At 51.2% G+C, this 18,049-nt stretch carries 13 protein-coding genes and 1 pseudogene; 5 read left to right on the top strand and 9 right to left on the bottom strand.

The features are described 5' to 3' along the window. Together ACLTD4_RS27015 and ACLTD4_RS27010 are read left to right on the top strand one after the other, a co-directional pair. Positions 1 to 278 (top strand): hypothetical protein (locus ACLTD4_RS27015; RefSeq protein WP_412331708.1); only part of this gene is annotated, 278 nt, incomplete at its 5' end. A gap of 96 nt (positions 279 to 374) precedes the next feature. Next, positions 375 to 701 carry a hypothetical protein gene (locus ACLTD4_RS27010; RefSeq protein WP_117620844.1) on the top strand — a complete coding sequence of 109 codons (327 nt, stop codon included), beginning with the start codon at positions 375 to 377 and terminating at the stop codon, positions 699 to 701. A gap of 79 nt (positions 702 to 780) precedes the next feature. Here ACLTD4_RS27010 and ACLTD4_RS27005 read toward each other — a convergent pair whose 3' ends face one another. The 8 genes from ACLTD4_RS27005 to ACLTD4_RS26970 all read right to left on the bottom strand — a co-directional run bounded on the left by ACLTD4_RS27005 (position 781) and on the right by ACLTD4_RS26970 (position 13,420). Next, the gene (locus ACLTD4_RS27005; protein WP_055657266.1) at positions 781 to 2,082 is read right to left on the bottom strand and encodes a DUF1576 domain-containing protein; all 1,302 of its coding nucleotides are present in this window, start codon (positions 2,080 to 2,082) and stop codon (positions 781 to 783) included. 56 nt (positions 2,083 to 2,138) lie between these two features. Then, entirely contained in the window at positions 2,139 to 4,760 is a 2,622-nt protein-coding gene (locus ACLTD4_RS27000; RefSeq protein ID WP_412331709.1) for a cation-translocating P-type ATPase, read from the bottom strand. Between the two features lie 454 nt (positions 4,761 to 5,214). Continuing rightward, the gene (locus ACLTD4_RS26995) at positions 5,215 to 5,889 is read right to left on the bottom strand and encodes a GNAT family N-acetyltransferase (RefSeq protein ID WP_117620845.1); all 675 of its coding nucleotides are present in this window, start codon (positions 5,887 to 5,889) and stop codon (positions 5,215 to 5,217) included. Between the two features lie 123 nt (positions 5,890 to 6,012). Further along, positions 6,013 to 8,040: a DUF2264 domain-containing protein gene (locus tag ACLTD4_RS26990; protein ID WP_117620846.1), complete on the bottom strand. Its 2,028-nt coding sequence runs from the start codon at positions 8,038 to 8,040 to the stop codon at positions 6,013 to 6,015. 21 nt (positions 8,041 to 8,061) lie between these two features. Beyond that, a complete protein-coding gene (locus ACLTD4_RS26985) occupies positions 8,062 to 9,690 on the bottom strand; it encodes an amidohydrolase (protein WP_117620847.1) in 1,629 nt (542 codons plus the stop codon). A 72-nt stretch (positions 9,691 to 9,762) separates the two neighbouring features. Then, entirely contained in the window at positions 9,763 to 12,018 is a 2,256-nt protein-coding gene (locus tag ACLTD4_RS26980; protein ID WP_081034289.1) for a polyribonucleotide nucleotidyltransferase, read from the bottom strand. A 203-nt stretch (positions 12,019 to 12,221) separates the two neighbouring features. Continuing rightward, positions 12,222 to 12,488 (bottom strand): 30S ribosomal protein S15, encoded by a 267-nt coding sequence (rpsO, locus tag ACLTD4_RS26975; RefSeq protein WP_055657257.1) that lies wholly within the window; start codon positions 12,486 to 12,488, stop codon positions 12,222 to 12,224. Between the two features lie 155 nt (positions 12,489 to 12,643). After that, positions 12,644 to 13,420 (bottom strand): AraC family transcriptional regulator, encoded by a 777-nt coding sequence (locus ACLTD4_RS26970; protein WP_055657256.1) that lies wholly within the window; start codon positions 13,418 to 13,420, stop codon positions 12,644 to 12,646. Positions 13,421 to 13,560: 140 nt separating this feature from the next. Between ACLTD4_RS26970 and ACLTD4_RS26965 the strand changes: the two genes are divergently transcribed. Beyond that, on the top strand, positions 13,561 to 14,880 hold the full coding sequence (locus ACLTD4_RS26965; protein ID WP_117620848.1) for an alpha-glucosidase/alpha-galactosidase: 1,320 nt from the start codon (positions 13,561 to 13,563) through the stop codon (positions 14,878 to 14,880). Between the two features lie 196 nt (positions 14,881 to 15,076). Here ACLTD4_RS26965 and ACLTD4_RS26960 read toward each other — a convergent pair whose 3' ends face one another. Beyond that, positions 15,077 to 16,105, bottom strand: coding sequence for a LacI family DNA-binding transcriptional regulator (locus ACLTD4_RS26960; protein ID WP_055657253.1), 1,029 nt, complete (start codon positions 16,103 to 16,105; stop codon positions 15,077 to 15,079). Positions 16,106 to 16,318: 213 nt separating this feature from the next. On the opposite strand from ACLTD4_RS26960, the gene ACLTD4_RS26955 reads away from it, so the two are divergent. Together ACLTD4_RS26955 and ACLTD4_RS26950 are read left to right on the top strand one after the other, a co-directional pair. After that, a complete protein-coding gene (locus ACLTD4_RS26955) occupies positions 16,319 to 17,608 on the top strand; it encodes a uracil-xanthine permease family protein (protein WP_117620849.1) in 1,290 nt (429 codons plus the stop codon). 49 nt (positions 17,609 to 17,657) lie between these two features. Beyond that, positions 17,658 to 18,049 (top strand): annotated as a pseudogene (locus ACLTD4_RS26950) (hypothetical protein); the annotation flags it as partial.

Here is an 18,049-nt window from a genome sequence, read left to right as displayed (position 1 = left end):
AATATCTGGTATCCAGCTGTTATAAAAATTTTAGGCAGCCGCTTAATGACTTTTTCAGCTCTTACCAAAATGATGAGGCCTTGGCGGAATTACTCTTTGACTTCCTGTTGAATGAGGAGTACGATGGTTCCGAATCACAAATAGGAGCGGCATTTTACCTCTCTAAATTTGATAAAACAATCCTAAAAAAGAAAAAAGATTTGCTATTGCAGGCCCAGCAGAATCCCGTTGATTGGAAACGCCCATTTAAAGATAACAGTTATCTGGAATGGCTTTAAGTTTTATGCTTTAAGTTTCACCCTTTATGCCTCCCCCATATTCCAGTCTTCCCCTCAAAAAACAATCAAAAAATCAAACCATAAGGAGAAAACGATATGCAGACTATCATCATAGTATTAAACCCGGGTAAACTGACAAATCCCGATCTGGACTTACGCTATCTCATACCAGACCGCATCAGCGAGATCACAGAAGGCGCCATACGTGATAACGGTTACGATTATATTGACTGCGAAGGCGCCGGACCGCTGCTGGGAATATGGCTCGAGACAGAGAACGCCGCCCAGAGCTGGCCTGTCATCGACAGGCTGTTCCGTGAAGAAAAATTTTTAGGAAACGACTTATCCCTGTCAGCAGAACTATATATTTCCGAAAATGAAACAGAGGACCTGGAAAACTGTACGCAGGTCTTCCCCGCATAAAAACCAGTTTTTCCTCACAATAATACCCTCATAAAAAGTCGAAAACTGCCGAAATATTTCTCAGCAGTTTTCGACTTTTTTACAGGGAATCATGCGTGCGCGCTCTCGCTCTTCTGTCCCGAACCGACTGAATCACCGGCACCAGGAACATGGCGATAATACCGCCGGCAAATCCATTGTTATAAAGATTCATTCCTCCGTAGACGATTCCCACGTTCAACGCCACAGATGCGTGCAGGAATCCGGCCAGCACACCCGCTACCACGCCGAACTCACCGGCGATCGGTGCCAGCGTCGTGGAGAGTAAAAGAGCCAGCATGGCGCTGGGATCGGAGATATTCCACGTCTTCACCAAGCTTCCCAGAATCACTCCGGCCATAACCGGAAGTATGTTCCTCAGATGCTTTCCCGTGGCACTGAATCCGACAATGGTAAAGATACCTCCGATAGTCGGACCGTTCAAATCTCCCCCAACCAGCAGCACAATCAGCGTGGAAGCGATTCCATTGACGCCCATGTTAAACAGCGTCGGCGCAAAGCCCTCACTTTTCACGTAATCGGTGCCGCTTAAGCCATACGTCTTCCAGATTTCCATATACCGCTTCCAGACCGACTCCGCGATGAGGCAGGAAAACAGGATCATACCGCCGAACAGCCCGAGAAGCAGTCTGGCAAAAAGCACGTCATTTCCCGTGGACCAGATCAGACGAGCCTCCGTCTGAAGCCCAAAGGATCTCATCAGAGAGACGATAACCGTCGCTATAATTCCCGATGCAAAACCCACATTATAAAGGGAGTAGCCCTTATGGGAGTAATGAGTATGTGTGGAAAGCGGCGGCAGTACGAACCCGATGATCATCCCCACAAGTATACTGAACGGCAGCCTTACGGCCAGCGGCAGATGTCCCACCGTCATAAGCTGGGTGATAATCGGTGACAGGCTGGTTCCATAGAAACCAACATAGATGTACCGCGTAACTGAGGTCTTATGATAAAAGGCATAAAGACAGACGCCCATCATGATCGACCAGATATTTAAGATATTCTTTCCGAACAGAGAAAAACCAAACATTAGAAAGCAGGAGGTAATCGTGTGGCCGCTCATCTCCATCCCCAGATAATAGACAATGGCAATGGAAATCAGAGCCAGCACACCGGCATTGATAAACGCGGCCCCAATTCCTCCGATCGCAATATAATCCGTAATCAGGAAATCCGGTTCCCTGATAATCGTAATAATTCCCTTTAATACTTCATTTAACGGCTGGAGAAACAGCCCCGCAGCCATAAAATAAACCGGCACCAGGGCAAGAATCAGAAACTTCGTCCGTCTTGACAAAGGTCCGTGATTTCTGAACTTGTGTAATAATTGTCCTGTCATGTCGTTTCCTTCCCATATTACGTAATTTCGGTACCGGATTATTTTATCATACTATTTTATTGGTGAAAAGCGTTATTTAGTCTCTGTTCTCTGACTATCTTCGTAAGCTGTATCACCACAGTCGGTATTACCGCCAGCAGATAGACCAGTCCGATCTGGCTGCCGGTCAGAGGAGCGACGGAAAACAGTCTTTCCAGGAACGGTACAAACATCACCAGGCTCAGGAGTACGACACCCGCCAGAAATGCACCCAGACTGTACCAGTTTCCCGAAAATCCAATTCGGAAGATCGAATGGCTGCTTCGGCAGTTAAATCCATGGAACAGACGCGCCAGTGTCAGCGTACAGAACGCCAGGTACTGGCAACCCGCAGCGCCGCCCTGGTTCAGTCCCAGTTGGAAGGCTGTCATGGTACAGACAGCGATCAGCCCGCCCTGGAGGATCAGCTTCATCATGAATTCCTTTGTCAATATTCCCTCTTTCGGATTTCTCGGTTTCTGAGACAGCAAATCCTTTTCCGCCGGCTCCATACCGATTGCGATGGCCGGAAGCGAGTCTGTCAGAAGGTTGATAAACAGCAGATGTACCGGTGCAAACGGAACGGGAAGCGCCATGATGGATGTGTAGAGTACCGACAGGATCCCCGCCATGTTGCCTGATAATAAAAACTGTATTGCATTTTTGATGTTCCGGTATACGTTACGGCCGTTGGCCACAGCCTTGATGATGGTTGCGAAATTATCGTCCGCCAGAATCATGGAAGCCGCATCCTTGGACACCTCGGTTCCCGTAATTCCCATGGCTACGCCGATGTCTGCTTTCTTAAGGGCCGGCGCGTCATTGACACCGTCTCCCGTCATGGATACGATATTGCCTCGTCTCTGCCATGCATCGACAATCCGGATCTTATTTTCCGGAGACACCCTGGCGTAAACGGATATCTTCGTAATCTTCCCATCCAGCTCCTGATCGCTCATGGCGTCCAGTTCCGTTCCTGTAACCGCCAGATCGCCTTCTTCAAAGATACCGATCTGCTTCGCAATGGCCGTCGCCGTGATCTTATGGTCACCAGTGATCATAACCGGGCGAATTCCGGCCCGTTTGGCATCGGACACGGCCTCTTTCGATTCCTCCCTCGGCGGATCTACCATGGCTACCAGTCCGAGGAAGGTAAAGCCGTTCTCCGTTTTTAAGGAGAGAACGTGGTCGTCTTCCACCTCTTTATAGGCGAATGCCAGCACACGCAGACCATTCTGGGAGAATTCCATATTCTGGCGGTTGATCTCCTCACGGTCTGCCTCCGTAAAGTCCCGGATTCCTTCTGCGGTGCGGATATGGGTTGTCCGGTCTAATAGGACATCGACAGCGCCCTTCGTCAAAATAGTAGGCACACCGTGCAGTTCATATTTGGTACTCATCAGCTTTCGGTCTGAATCAAAGGGAATCTCTTCCAGACGGAGCATCATCGTCCGCAGGACATCGTCATTGACACTTACTTTTCTGGCCATTTCCAGAAGGGCGTACTCGGTGGGATCTCCGATTCCCTTACCGTCAACGAGGGTGGAATCATTGGTCAGAATCGAGTCGTATAAGATATAACGATGAAGCTGTTCGTGCAGATCCAGTTCTTCCGGACGGAACGTATTTCCGTCAATGTAAATCTCCTGGACCGTCATCTTATTCTGGGTCAGGGTTCCTGTCTTATCGGAACAGATAACAGAGACGCACCCCAGACTCTCTACCGCCTTCAGCTCCTTGATGATGGCGTTTTCCTTTGCCATCTTCTGCGTTCCCATGGCCTGCACGATGGTTACGATGGAACTGAGTGCCTCCGGAATCGCCGCCACGGCCAGCGCCACGGCAAACATCAGAGAGTCGAGAACCGGCATTTTCCGGTATAAGCTTAAGGTGAATACCATGGCACAGATGACCATGATCACCGCCGCCAGACGTCCTGAGAACTGGTCCAGACTCACCTGAAGAGGTGTCTTCTTCTCCTTTGTCGCGTTCATCAGACTGGCGATCTTACCGATCTCCGTATCCATTCCCGTTCCTGTCACCACCACCATGGCCCTTCCGTAAGTGACAAGGCTTCCGGAATATACCATATTGGTCCGGTCCGCCAGCGGCATCTCGCTGTCGATCGTCCCTTCCTCCTTATCCACGTTGGTCGATTCTCCTGTCAGGGAGCTCTCATTGACCTGAAGCGAATAGTTGTTTAAGATTCTTCCATCGGCCACCACCATGTCTCCCGCTTCCAGGAGGAGAATGTCGCCGGGAACCACCTTGGCAGATGGAACCTCAATCTTCTGTCCGCCGCGGATCACCTTTGCATTGGGTGATGAAAGGCTCTTTAAGCTCTCCAGTGACTTCTTCGCTTTTTCATGCTGTACGGTTCCTAAGACCGCATTCAAAATAATAACCGCCACGATGACGATGGTGCTCTCCACATTTCCCGAAAACATGGAAATGACGGCCGCCGCAATCAGGATCACCACCAGAAGATCACAGAACTGCTCCGCAAATACTGCAAGCACGCTCTTCTTCTTTCCTTCCATTAACACATTTTCGCCCTTTTCGAGGAGAAGCGTTTCCGCCTGACCGGCCGTAAGCCCCTCCTTCGTCACATGCAGTTCCTTTAATATTTCCTGTTCGTCTTTCTGATACCAATCCTTCAAATTTTCCTCCATTCTGCCGTTTCCAAAAAAACGGCTCTGCATCAGACATAAGCAGAATCCACAAAACGTCCGGTTCACCAGCCTCTCGCGCCAGAGCGAGGCTGCTTCAGCAACCATATTTCCTTAGCGAAGAGTGCACATCCTGCCCAGAGGGTTTTTATGTGATAGAAGCACTTTTCTATTACAAAAAAGACTTTTAATGTACCTATTATTAAGAAATAACCCATTTCTCAAAATAAATACATTAAAAGTCTGGTAACCAACTGTTGGTATGCATCACCAGACTGTTTTCACAGCCAGGATGTTGATGATGCACTAAAACTACTCCCTCTTAATGAATCTGATTCAGCAGATGTTTCGTATTCGATTTGTGATTAGTAGTATATCCGTTTTCGTAAGGGGTGTCAAGGCATATTTGACATTTTTTCTCATCTGAGGCGATCTTCACAGATTCTTAATCCCGCCCCTTTGTCCTCTCTTCCCATGGAACCGTGCTGTTCACCAGCTCTGCGAAACGCTCTTGGGACGGTGCTTTCCCCTTGATTTTGGGAGGAAATGTCTCCTCAAATTCCAGGAACGCCGGATCTGTCACCGGCGGAAGCTCGTAGGCCGGTCCTTCCAAGTATCGGCCTTTTATCGATGCCGCGGCCTCCGGTTTCAGCAAACAGGCCAGAAGCGCCGCCGCACACTGATTCTCCCCGTTTCTGACGTCGTACGTTTCCGCAGGCACAAAACCGGTCTTTGAATAGTAATCCGGGTCTCCGTAGATAATAATAACGTCAGCTCCCATGTCTGCAGCCAGCTTCTTCGAGGTTTCAATAAGCCGTTTTCCAATCCCCTGCCCCTGATAAGCCGGCAGGACACTGATCGGCCCAAAGGTCACTGCCGCATGAGTCGTTCCATCGTCACACTGAATCTCCGTGCGGGCATACATGATATTTCCGACAATCCGCCCGTCCCGCACTGCCACGAAATCCAGCTCCCGGATAAATTCCGGCCTCTCCCTCATAAGATGTGCCAGATAATGCTCACAGCATCCCGGCTCGTGGACGTTCCAGAACGCCTCTCTCGTCACTTCCTCTGTCTCGCGGTAATCCCCAGGTCTCTCGTTTCTGATCATTACAGCCATTTGCCGTCTCCGTTTCCATTTCCCTTCCAAAGGGAATTATTTATCCACACCAGGGCCTGTTTATTTCAATCCACATTTAGAGCCCTTACATCTGCACGCCCTACAAAATTCCTGCCAATCTGATTATATATGGAGCCGCCCTTCCAGTCCCTCATAATCGACCGTAACCGTCCTTCCGTCCTTCATCTCCAGAACAACAGGACCGTAAGCCCCGCAATTCTCTTTATCGGTATAGGTGATGCTGCGGATCGGGAAGAGGTCCTCATCCCGCCATTCTTCCTGGCTCTTCTTTGTCAGAATTACGCTGATCATCGCATACGGAAGGTATTCATAGTATCTCTTCCTGCGGCTGACGCCATACATGATGCAGCTCTGTTTCGTCACGGCGCTTACGCCCTGTCTCGACATGATTTCAATGTCATCAAAGCCGCCGTAGATGACCATCGCCATCTGCCCTTCCGAGGACTTCAGAAGAATGGCCTTGGCTCCCGTCTTCTGATCCGTGCGGATTCTCACATCGACGCCCGAACGGTCCACATCCGGCATTCCATAGGAGCCCAGGGTCAGGGTATACGGCTTATCCGGGATCCTGGTCCTGTCCACGCGCACGATGCCATCCGCCACCGGAAAATCGGCCAGATCGATCGACGCTTTATTCTGGAAGGTAAATTCGAATTCAAAATATTCTTTCCGGTAGAGCACTCCATCCTTCACACCGCCGTACATCAGGATATTCGGGATCAGGCTCTTCACCCTGCCGTCGTAGGTCACGCTGTACTGCATGGCCTCGATTCCCTTAAAATCAAAGTCTTCCCATAAAAACTGGCTGTTAAAGGACAGTCGGGAATACGTATTGAGGGACGGATTCTCTTTCTTCATCAGGACCTTCGCCGTCCTGAATTCCGTAATTCCGGTGTCCTTGTGGTTGTCCACCACGATTCCCGGACCGTCGAGCACCGTGGTCCTCACTTCTCTGTCTTTCATCTCCTCCCAGACTCCGTTTGTCTCCGTATCGGTCCAGAACGGATGGTCCTCCGGAAGCGCCAGGCAGACGAACGCATTGGCGATCCAGAAGGGGCTGGCTGCGCAGCTGTATGTCTGAATCAATGGCTGGAACGGCCCGTAGAAGCCGAGGCATGGTACGCCCTCATAGAAACACTCCTCCCTGGAAGCAAACTGCAGCACGGCGCCTGAGGCGATCCTTCTGGCCAGTCCCGGTTCCGCAGCCGGATTCCTCAGAAGGAAATTGGCCGCCAGCGGGGCCGATGCCGCACTTCTGTAGATGCCGCTTCTCCCCCACATGGTCACATGCCCCTCCTCATCGAACATGCGATGGAAGGTCTCCACCAGGCGGTTGGAATATTCCTCAATCTTCGCCGCTATGTACGGCTCCTTTTCATAGCCGTACCACTGGTTCCACAGCGGTCCGTACACGTGAAAGGCCCAAGGACAGTAATAATCAAATAAATGGCCGTCGCGGTACCAGCCGTCCCCCGCGTAATAGGAGAGAATGGCAGCCGCGTGATCCCGCATCATCCCATGATCGATCGGGTATCCCTCCCTGTCCAGAAAGGCCAGAATCAGCATGTTGAACAGACGCCAGTTGTGGTGGCCCGTATACGAGTGACCGAAATTCGACAGGTAATCCGCAATGCGGTTCTTCTCCGCCTTCGTATAATTCTCCCAGATTACTTCCCGGCATATGGACAGGCCGATCACCAGGGATGCGCACTCACATGTGTGCTGGAACGCCATCTCCCCCTCCTGCGCCTCCGGAAATATCTCCTCCACCCGAAGCAGATAATTGGGCGTTCCGGGCGTGACGGAGAGAAGAATCTGTTTCGAGTAATACTCCTTCAGAGAGTAGCCTCCCGCCGCTGCCTCCGGCTCGTTATGAAGCAGCGGAGCAGCGATCAAAAAGCTCCTGGCAAGTCCCTCGAACCGTTCCGCCGCAATTCTCCATTTCGGCCCGTCCGGCTGCGGATAGCTGACCTTTGTCTCATGGCGCAAAACCACGATCGGATCCTCCAGCTTCTCCACATGCGCAAAAATTCCTTCCAGGAAAAAATGGCTGATACCAATCCAGTGTTCTCTTGTCATTCCCGTATAGGGACTCCGTTTCTCATCCGGATTTTCTACTGTAAACTTCATCGTTCTTCCCCTCTCCGCCTCTCAGCTCTTCTCTTTTTTGTATACACAGACACCGCCCACATACGTTTCCAGCACGGCCGTGTCCTTTATTCTGTCGAGTGCGCACGCCCTGATGTCCCGTTCCAGCACGGCAAAGTCCGCCAGCTTTCCCACTGACAGCGTCCCCTTTTCCTGTTCCTCAAAACTGGCCTCCGCACCCATGGCGGTATAAGTGGATATTGCCTCTTCCACCGTAAGCGCCTGCTCCTTCAGAAATGTCTTCGTCCCATCCAGTGTGGTGCGGGTCACCGCGCACTGAATTCCCGCCATGACATCCGGCCTCTCCACCGGGCAGTCTGACCCGTTAGAGACTGAGACTCCCATGGATAGCAGCGTCTTAAACTGATACGTCTCTCCAGCCCGCTCTGCTCCGATCCGGGCCTCCACGATATGATTGTCGTAATCGAGAAAAATGGACTGAATATAGGCGTGCAGCTTTAACCTTCGAAATGCCTCCAGAAGCCTGCCCGTCGTAATCTGGCAGTGTACAATTCCGTGCCGCCTGTCCGTGCGGTCCGGATTGGCTTCCCTAGCCCGTTCATACGCCCTCACTGCCATCTCCATGGCGCCGTCTCCGATGGCGTGTACGGCGATCTGCATCCCCGCCCCATCGGCCAGGGTGATCAGCTTCTCCAGCTCTTCCTGGCTGTAGATGGCGATCCCTCTCTCATCCGGGTTCTCCCCATCCTCGTAAGGCTGACTGAGAAAAGCAGTTCTGGCCCCCAGGGATCCGTCCGACAGAAGCTTCAGCGGCCCGATTTTAAAATATGCGCTTCCCTGGCCCGTGCGGTAGCCGCGGGCCAGAAAATCCTCCAGCTGCTTCATGGTCGGAAGCAGGCACTGTTCGTAGACCCGTACCGTCATCGCGCCCTCCCGTTCCAGTTCCCGATACGCCTCCAGCACCGTCTCAAAGGGTACGCCGGGAAATGCCGCCAGATCATCGGTCTGGCTCGAAGTGACGCCGCGGCTGTTCAAATCCCTCATGGCCAGACGGAGATACTGTTTCAGCTCCTTCTTCGTCGGCTTCGGGATGCTCCCATGGATCAAATCCACGCCGAATTCCCGGAAAATTCCGACAGGTTCTCCATCTTCATCCATGTCGAAACAGCCGCCTTCCGGCTGCGGTGTCATCCTCGTAATGCCTGCCGCCTCCATTGCCTTCGTATTGGCACAGGCAATGTGGCCACAGGCGCGGATCACCAGAATGGGATGCTCCGTGGACACCCGGTCCAAATCGTACCGGTTGGGAAAACGTTTCTCATCCTGAAAGTAATCGTGATTCCATCCCCGCCCTACTACCCATGTACCCGGTGCAGGCTTTTCCTTTGAAATAAAATGGGAAAGGGCGGAGCACATCGCTTCCAGGGACGAAGTCGCCGCCGTCAGATCCACAAGCTTCAGCGTGTGGCCGTAATTCAGCAGATGCATATGGGAATCGTTAAATCCCGGAACAACAAAATGGCCGTCCAGATTATGGTACACCGCATCGGAACAAGTCTCCAGATCAGTAAGGTTCCCCACGCCGGCAATCCGTCCGTCCTCAACGGCCATCGCCTCTGCGTCCCTCCCGGTTCCCGTATAGATAACTCCATTATAATAGATTTCCCTCATTTTTTATATACCTCTCTGAAAAAACAGGCAGCAAAACCGGATATTCTCCGTTTCTGCCGCCTGTCAGATTTTTTAGGAATTTCTTCTGTCGGAATCTCTTCTGTCAGAATCTCTACGATCAGAATCACGTCTGTCAGAATCTCTTCTGCCGCCGTCGCGTCTGCCGGAATCTCTTCTGCCGCCGTCTCTTCTGTCAGAATCTCTTCTGCCGCTGTCCAGAGTCGATACATCCACGTTGGGATCCATATCGCCTGGCTTCATGCTTAAGTTAATTCTTCCCATCTTATCGACTTCCATAACCCTTACAGTCACTTCATCGCCGATATTTACCGCGTCTTCCACTTTCTCTACGCGCTTGTCGGATAATTTGGAGATGTGAACCATACCATCCTTGTTCGGTGCCAGCTCCACAAATGCGCCGAAGTTCATAATTCTGACAACCTTGCCCTTCATGATGGCGCCCGCTTCGATGTCTGTCACGATGCTCTTGATAATCTCAATAGCGCGTGCAATCATCTCCTTATCGGTTCCGCATACGGATACGCTTCCGTCGTCGGAAATGTCGATCTTAACGCCGGTCTCCTCGATAATCTTATTGATTACCTTACCCTGCTTGCCCACAACATCGCCAATCTTCTGAGGATCGATGGTGATCTGCTCGATCTTCGGAGCGTACTTGCCAACCTCTGTACGCGGCTCTGCGATTGCCTTTGCCATAACCTCGTCGAGGATGTAGATTCTTGCTTCTCTCGTTCTTCTGATGGCCTCTTCGATGATCGGTCTTGTCAGGCCGTGAATCTTGATATCCATCTGAATCGCGGTAATACCCTTGTGAGTACCGCCAACCTTGAAATCCATGTCACCGAAGAAATCTTCCAGACCCTGGATATCGGTTAATACGATATAGTCATCATCAGTATCGCCGGTCACCAGGCCGCAGGAAATACCTGCTACCGCGGATTTGATCGGAACACCAGCCGCCATTAAGGACATGGAGGAGGAACAGATGCTCGCCTGAGAGGTGGAACCATTGGATTCCATGGTCTCGGATACGGTACGGATTGCATATGGGAACTCTTCTTCTGATGGAAGCACCGGAACAAGGGCTCTCTCTGCCAGCGCGCCATGGCCGATCTCACGGCGTCCCGGTCCTCTGGATGGCTTTGTCTCGCCTACGGAGAATGACGGGAAATTGTAATGGTGCATATATCTCTTGGATGTCTCCATATCGTCGATGCCGTCTAATCTCTGGCTCTCGGATAACGGAGCGAGTGTACAGATATTTAAAATCTGAGTCTGTCCACGTGTAAACATGGCGGAACCGTGCACTCTCGGGAGCATATCGATCTCAGCCGCCAGAGGACGGATCTGATCGACAGCACGGCCATCCGGACGCTTGTGGTCTTTTAAGATCATCTTACGGACAGTCTTCTTCTGATACTGATAGATGGCCTCTCCCAATACTGCCAGCCATTCTTCCTTATCAGCAAATGCTTCTTCCAATTTAGCGGTAATATTTCTGATATTCTCTTCTCTTGTCTGCTTGTCATCTGTAAAGACCGCTACTTCCATCTCTTCCTGCGGAACGATCTCCCGGATGGCTGCGAATAACTCTTCCGGAACCGCACAGCTGATGTAGGTATGCTTCGGTTTTCCGCACTCCGCCACGATGGTGTCGATAAATTTGATCACTTCCTGGTTTACGGAATGAGCCTTAAATATAGCTTCGATCATGATATCTTCCGGAACCTCATTGGCTCCTGCTTCGATCATGATTACTTTTTCTCTGGTAGAAGCGACTGTGAGCGCCATATCGGACGCCTGTTTCTGCGCCTGAGTCGGGTTCACAACCAGTTCACCGTCAACCATACCGATCTGGGTCGTCGCACATGGACCGTCAAACGGGATATCGGATATACAGGTTGCAATCGCGGAGCCTAACATAGCGGTAAGCTCAGGGCTGCAGTCCTGGTCTACGGACATAACGATGTTGTCCAGAGTCACGTCGTTGCGGTAATCCTTCGGGAATAACGGTCTCATCGGACGATCGATAACACGGGAAGTCAGAACGGAATTCTCAGAAGCCTTTCCCTCTCTCTTATTGAAACCGCCAGGAATCTTACCTACTGCGTATAATTTCTCTTCGTACTCTACACTTAACGGGAAGAAATCGATACCCTCTCTTGGCTTGTCAGATGCTGTCGCAGTCGATAATACAACAGTATCTCCGTAATGCATAAATGCAGCGCCGCTGGCCTGCTTTGCAACTCTTCCAACCTCTACCGTTAAGGTACGGCCGGCAAGTTCCATGCTGTAACTCTTGAACATGTTTGAATCTCCTTTTGATTATAATTAATATATATTATAAGCAGAGGAGGGCCGAAACTACTGATCTGCGCGCAATAAGAAGCGATGCTGCTTATTACGCGTACATCAGCGGTCTCGGATTTTCCCTCCGCTTTTAATACGCACGTTTCATTTCTCTGATAATAGACAGATAGGGTGGAGAAGTTTCTCCACCCTAAATGGTTTTATTTTCTGATTCCTAACTTCTCGATTAATGCACGGTAGCCGTCTAAGTCAGTCTTCTTTAAGTAGTCAAGAAGTCCTCTTCTCTGTCCAACCATCATTAACAGTCCTCTTCTGGAGTGATGGTCTTTCGGGTTCTTCTGAAGGTGATCGGTTAATTCTGTGATTCTCTCTGTTAAGATTGCGATCTGTACTTCCGGTGAACCTGTGTCGCCGGCCTTTCTGCCATACTGTTCGATAATTGCTGCTTTCTTTTCCTTTGAAATCATGATGATTTCCTCCTTAATTTTCAGTCTCACCAAATACCAGGCGCTGGTTGGAGTTTCCAAAGCGCTGAGCATTGGCGCGTTTTCATACCGATTTAGTTTATCATAAGCTGTCCTCTGTTGTCAATGATTTTTTCCGCTGATTTCCGCCTTCTTTTCTATTTTTTATAACCGTTCAGACGGCGGTACCGGGCCGGCGCGGTTTTCGTTTCCTTTTGAAAATGTCTGCAAAAGGAGGAGGAATCGTGGTACCCGCAGGAGTAGGCGATCTCGGTGATCCGGTATTCCGTCTGCACCAGCATCACCTTCGCTTCCTCTAAACGGTACCGGCTCAAATACTGCTTCGGAGACACTCCCGCCTGATGCATAAAGATACGGTAGAGATACGTCCGGTCGATCCCTACGTAATCGGCAATCTCGCTTACCTGGATCGGATAACTGTAATTATGGCGTATAAACGCGACGGCCCTCTTAAAATAGCCTTCCTCATCCACCGGGACACCTCCCTTTCCCGTCCTTAAAAGGCAGGCCATAATTAAATAGAAGTATCCCAGAACCCTCTCCCGGTTTTCCTCCGCGCTTCCAAAGGAGCCAAGCAGCCCCTCAAACCAGCCGGAGACAGCGGCGGTCTCCCCCATGGCACATACGGGCAGGCGGCGGTCCGGATAGTACCGTTCCAGCAGAGCTTCCGCCTCGTCACCGTCAAATGCAATCCACGCGTAACTCCACGGTTCCTCCAGGTCCGCCCGGTAATACGTCACCTCTCCCGGCCTGATTAAAAATGCTTCCCCTTCCTTTATCTCATACTCTCCATATTCCGTCCTGTAAATTCCCTTTCCCTTCAGGACGAAATGAATCAGCTGATGGGACCTCACCGCCGGTCCGAAGAAATGCCCCTTCTCACAGTCCTCCCTGCCGCAATAGTATACCTTCACGCTTCTCTCCCTCTCCCCTTCCGGATGCAACAAAATGACAATAAATCGGAAACAATTTTTCTATCTTGTTTTCCCGTCTCATTATATACTTTCTTCATAAGCAGCACAACAGAAAAATGAAGAAAAAGAGGAGAATCATCATGGTAAAAATTACATTTATGGGCGCCGGCAGCACCGTATTTGCAAGAAACGTCCTGGGTGACTGCATGTGCACCCCGGCTCTGTGCGACGCAGAGATCGCGCTGTACGACATTGACGGGGATCGTTTGAATGACTCTTACGTCATCCTGTCTGCAATCAACAAAAATGTCAACGAAGGCCGCGCCTCCATCCACACCTATTTAGGCGTGCTGAACCGGAAAGACGCGCTTCGTGACGCTGACTTCGTCGTAAATGCCATCCAGGTCGGCGGCTACGATCCCTGTACCATCACAGATTTCGAGATTCCGAAAAAATACGGCTTGAACCAGACCATCGCCGACACACTGGGAATCGGCGGAATCATGCGGGCGCTGCGCACCATCCCTGTGCTGGAAGATTTCGCACGCGATATGGAGGAAGTCTGCCCTGACGCTTATTTCCTGAATTATACCAATCCCATGGCCATGCTGACCGGATATATGCAGCGCTATACGAAGGTGAAGACCATCGGATTATGCCACAGCGTTCAGACGTGCTCAAAGGCGCTTTTAACGGAGCTGGGTATGGAAGATAAGCTGGAGGGACGCACAGAGCTGATCGCGGGAATCAACCACATGGCATGGCTCTTAAAGCTTCACGACAAAGACGGCCATGACCTCTATCCCGAGATCCGCCGCCTCGCTGATCAGAAAAACCGGGAGGAGAAGCACAAAGACATGGTGCGCTTCGAGTATATCCGCCATCTCGGCTACTACTGCACCGAATCCAGCGAACACAACGCCGAATACAATCCCCTGTTCATCAAAAGTAAGTATCCGGACATGATAGAGGACTATCAGATTCCGTTAGACGAGTATCCGCGCCGCTGCATCAAACAGATCGAAGGATGGAATCAGGAAAAGGAAAGCATCCTGAAGGATGGCGCCATCACGCACACCCGTTCCCTGGAATACGCTTCCTATATTATGGAAGCAATCGTCACCAATAAACCGTATAAGATCGGAGGAAATGTGCTCAACCACGGCCTGATCGACAACCTCCCGGCCGACGCCTGTGTGGAGGTTCCCTGTCTCGTGGACGGCAGCGGAATCACGCCATGCCACGTAGGCGCTCTCCCCACGCAGCTGGCCGCCATGAACTCCAGCAATATTTCCGTCCAGCTTCTCACCATCGAAGCGGCCAGAAACAGAGACCGACGCACCATTTACCAGGCGGCCATGATGGATCCTCATACCGCCGCCGAGTTGAATATCCCGGACATTATCGCCATGTGCGATGAGCTGATCGCAGCGCATGGGGAGTATATGAAGGAATATTAGAAGCACCGCTGTAATACAGGAAGCAGCCGCGGCAGATGATTCACGCCGCGGCTGCTCTGTTTTGCCCTAAAAGCCATTCTTTTCCTTGTGCATTATGACGAAAAATAAAAATTTTTGTAAGCCCGTCTCCTAATTTTCTCTTCAAATACCAAATGGGGAAGCTAAATAAGTAAATTTCTATCGGTTCATTAAGTAATTAATTACCTTCCCCGGTTTCCAGACTCTGAACAGAATCCCTCATCACCATCTCTCCCCGGACCAGCACCATATCAGGAAGGCTTTCCGACCCCCACATCAGCCGGAGACCGGCATTCACCGCGCTCTCCGCGATTCGGCGGGCGTCCACGCGGATCGTGGTTATGGCTGGAGTTCCTGCTGTGGCAAATTTGTTGTCGTAAAAACCTGTCACAGAGACATCCTCGGGGACACGAAATCCCTTAGACTCCAGGTAATGGATAAAATAGTATGCGGTCTCATCATTGTTGCAGACAAAGGCCGTGGGCATATTCTCCGGGAGTTGAAAGACTCGTTTCGGCACGGTACCGGAGACCTCGTCCCGATCCTCAAGCACCCAGTCCTCCTGATAGGGAAGACGCCTCCGAATCACGGATTTATAATATCCCAGATACCGGTCCTCAATATCGCTGGTCGCATGGATGCTTCCCACAAATCCAATCCTGCGGTGTCCGATGCTGTATAAATACTCTGTCATCTGGTACGTATCGTACAGCATGTCCGCAATCACCGCCGTGGCTCTGTTGGCCTTGCTGTAAAAATCCACATACAAAAGAGGCAGCCCCGCGGCGTCAAGGGCGCGCAGGTACGTCCGCCCCAGCCATCCCAGGACAAAGATAATGTCTACCTTCTCCTCTCTTACAAAGGCCGGAATATTGCCCTCCTGCTCGTCCTTCACGGAAATCATCTCCAGCATGGCATAGTAGCCCCTCTGCCGCAGAGATTTGACAATGCTCTGATAGATATCCCAGTAAAAGGACTGCCCCGAAGCCACGAAATGGTCGGCCACCAGGATACCAACCGTGTTCGTCGCGCTTCCGCTGCGCATGGTGTCCCTGTTTCGGTATCCCAGTTCCCTGGCCGTCTCCTTGATCTTCTTTTTCAGTTCCTCGCTGACACCGTCTTTATCGGCCAGCGCCTTAGACACCGTCACCGTGCTGACCCCAAGCATATTGGCGATATCCTTCATCTTAATTCCTTTTTTACTCACATCCGCATCCCCTTCTCCTTAAATTAGCTTAATTATAGGATACTTTTAAGTAATTTACAACACAGTATTTTAGTTAATTATTAGCATCCCTGTTTTCGCAGACGAGTCTGTTTTATGTGTAAAATTCGATTCCCCTTAACTTTGTTAATTTATTGACACAGTCTTGTGCCACTGCTATACTCCAGGCATCAACAGCATTTACGGAGGTAAATCATGGACGAATTGATCGGTACAGAAGAGCGCCTTCCTTTTAAAAGATGGGTGTCCCTCAGTTTTCAACATTTATTTTCCATGCTCGGCGGCCTTGTGGTAGCGCCGCTGATCATCGGAATTAATCCTTCCGCCACGATGTTCTGCAGCGGTGCCGGAACACTTTTCTATCTCTTTATCACCAAAAAGAAAATGCCCATATTTTTGTGCACTTCCTTTGCATATACTGCTCCGCTTCTGATTGTACGGGAAAAATACGGAGTTGAGGGCATGATGTTCGGAGTCCTGACGGCAGGCCTCATGTACGTGCTCCTCTCCCTCCTCGTGAGGCTCTGCGGTACCGGATGGATCCGCAGGCTGATGCCCCCGGTGGTCACGGCCTCTGTCATGATTGTCATCGGCCTCTCGTCCGCACTTACTGCGGTCGGCTGGGCGGGATACAATGCCTCGTCCGGGGCTGCCGCGGCACTGGAACCGTCCATGCGCTTAAAATGGATTGCCGTATCCACGATCACACTGCTGGTCGGAATTCTGGGAACCACCTGTTTTCGCGGCATTTTTTCGGTAATCCCCGTGATGCTGGCCCTGATCGCCGGCTATGCAGCCTCTCTCGTACTGGGCGTTGTCTCCCCTTCCACCATCGCGGAAGCCATCTCCGGTCCGGTATTGGCGCTGCCAAAGCTCTGCCTGCCCCGTGCCAATATGGAGGCGGCCTTCATGACAGCTCCGCTGGCTCTGGTTACCGTCGGGGAGCACATAGCCGATGTGACGGCGGCCGGAAACGTATGCCGCCGGGATTTCATTCATGATCCGGGCCTCCACCGCTCCCTGCTTGGAGATGGGGTGGCCTCTGTGATCGCCGCCTTCTTCGGTGGTGCTCCCGTTACCACCTACAGTGAGAACATCGGGATCATGGCTCTGACCAAGGTCTGCTCCGTATCCGTGGTCTTTCTGGCTGCCTGCATAGCCATCGTGATTTCCTTTTTCGCCCCGGTGAACGCCGTTATCACAGGGATACCCACTCCCGTGCTGGGAGGAATCAGCATCCTGCTGTTTGGAATCATCGCCATAACCGGAATCCGCATTTATATGGATGCCCATATTGATTTCAGCAGCAACCGGAACGCCGTTATCGCTTTGTGTGTCATCGTTCTGGGACTGGGAGGGGCTTCCATCAGTTTCCATACAGGCAGCCTGTATTTTGAAATGCCTTCCATCGCCGTCGCCACCTTTACCGGTATTTTTCTGAACCTGCTGCTTCCCGGAGACAGGGACCAGCTGAAACCCGTGTGAGTTTTACAGGCCAAGCCTGTATCAAATATATTTATAAGGAGGATTTACCATGTACCAGTTAACAAAGGATTTATTCCGCATTCCAATGAAGGCGGAGGAAGTATTGTGCAGCACGGTCTATGAATCGGAGGCCCTTAAGGAATTTACGGAGGAACCGGTGAAATCGCCGAAAATCGAAGAAGTTTACGGCCACTTGAAATTTCCGAAGGCGCCGGCAGACCGTCCTTACGTCTACGCGTCCTTTATCACCACCATAGACGGAAAGATCGCGTTTCAGGATGCCAGAGACAGCGCCCTTCTTCAGACGAACAACTTTCTCGACAAGACCGGCGGCAACGCCCCGTTTTTCGTCTTCATGCTCCAGCGGGCCGCTGCCGACGCGGTCATCTGCGGCGCCGGAACCATGAGGGAGGAGCCAAATATGACGGTTCACTTATACGA

Source organism: Hungatella sp., from assembly GCF_046966825.1.
Note: the sequence above shows the minus strand (reverse complement) of the source record. Positions and strands in the feature narration are given on the sequence as shown.

Excerpts from the sequence above, each read along its gene's own strand:
- ACLTD4_RS27010 (WP_117620844.1), top strand. The coding sequence starts at position 375 with ATGCAGACTATCATCATAGTATTAAACCCGGGTAAACTGACAAATCCC.
- ACLTD4_RS27005 (WP_055657266.1), bottom strand. The coding sequence starts at position 2,082 with ATGACAGGACAATTATTACACAAGTTCAGAAATCACGGACCTTTGTCA.
- ACLTD4_RS26995 (WP_117620845.1), bottom strand. The coding sequence starts at position 5,889 with ATGGCTGTAATGATCAGAAACGAGAGACCTGGGGATTACCGCGAGACA.
- ACLTD4_RS26990 (WP_117620846.1), bottom strand. The coding sequence starts at position 8,040 with ATGAAGTTTACAGTAGAAAATCCGGATGAGAAACGGAGTCCCTATACG.
- ACLTD4_RS26985 (WP_117620847.1), bottom strand. The coding sequence starts at position 9,690 with ATGAGGGAAATCTATTATAATGGAGTTATCTATACGGGAACCGGGAGG.
- ACLTD4_RS26980 (WP_081034289.1), bottom strand. The coding sequence starts at position 12,018 with ATGTTCAAGAGTTACAGCATGGAACTTGCCGGCCGTACCTTAACGGTA.
- rpsO (WP_055657257.1), bottom strand. The coding sequence starts at position 12,488 with ATGATTTCAAAGGAAAAGAAAGCAGCAATTATCGAACAGTATGGCAGA.
- ACLTD4_RS26965 (WP_117620848.1), top strand. The coding sequence starts at position 13,561 with ATGGTAAAAATTACATTTATGGGCGCCGGCAGCACCGTATTTGCAAGA.
- ACLTD4_RS26955 (WP_117620849.1), top strand. The coding sequence starts at position 16,319 with ATGGACGAATTGATCGGTACAGAAGAGCGCCTTCCTTTTAAAAGATGG.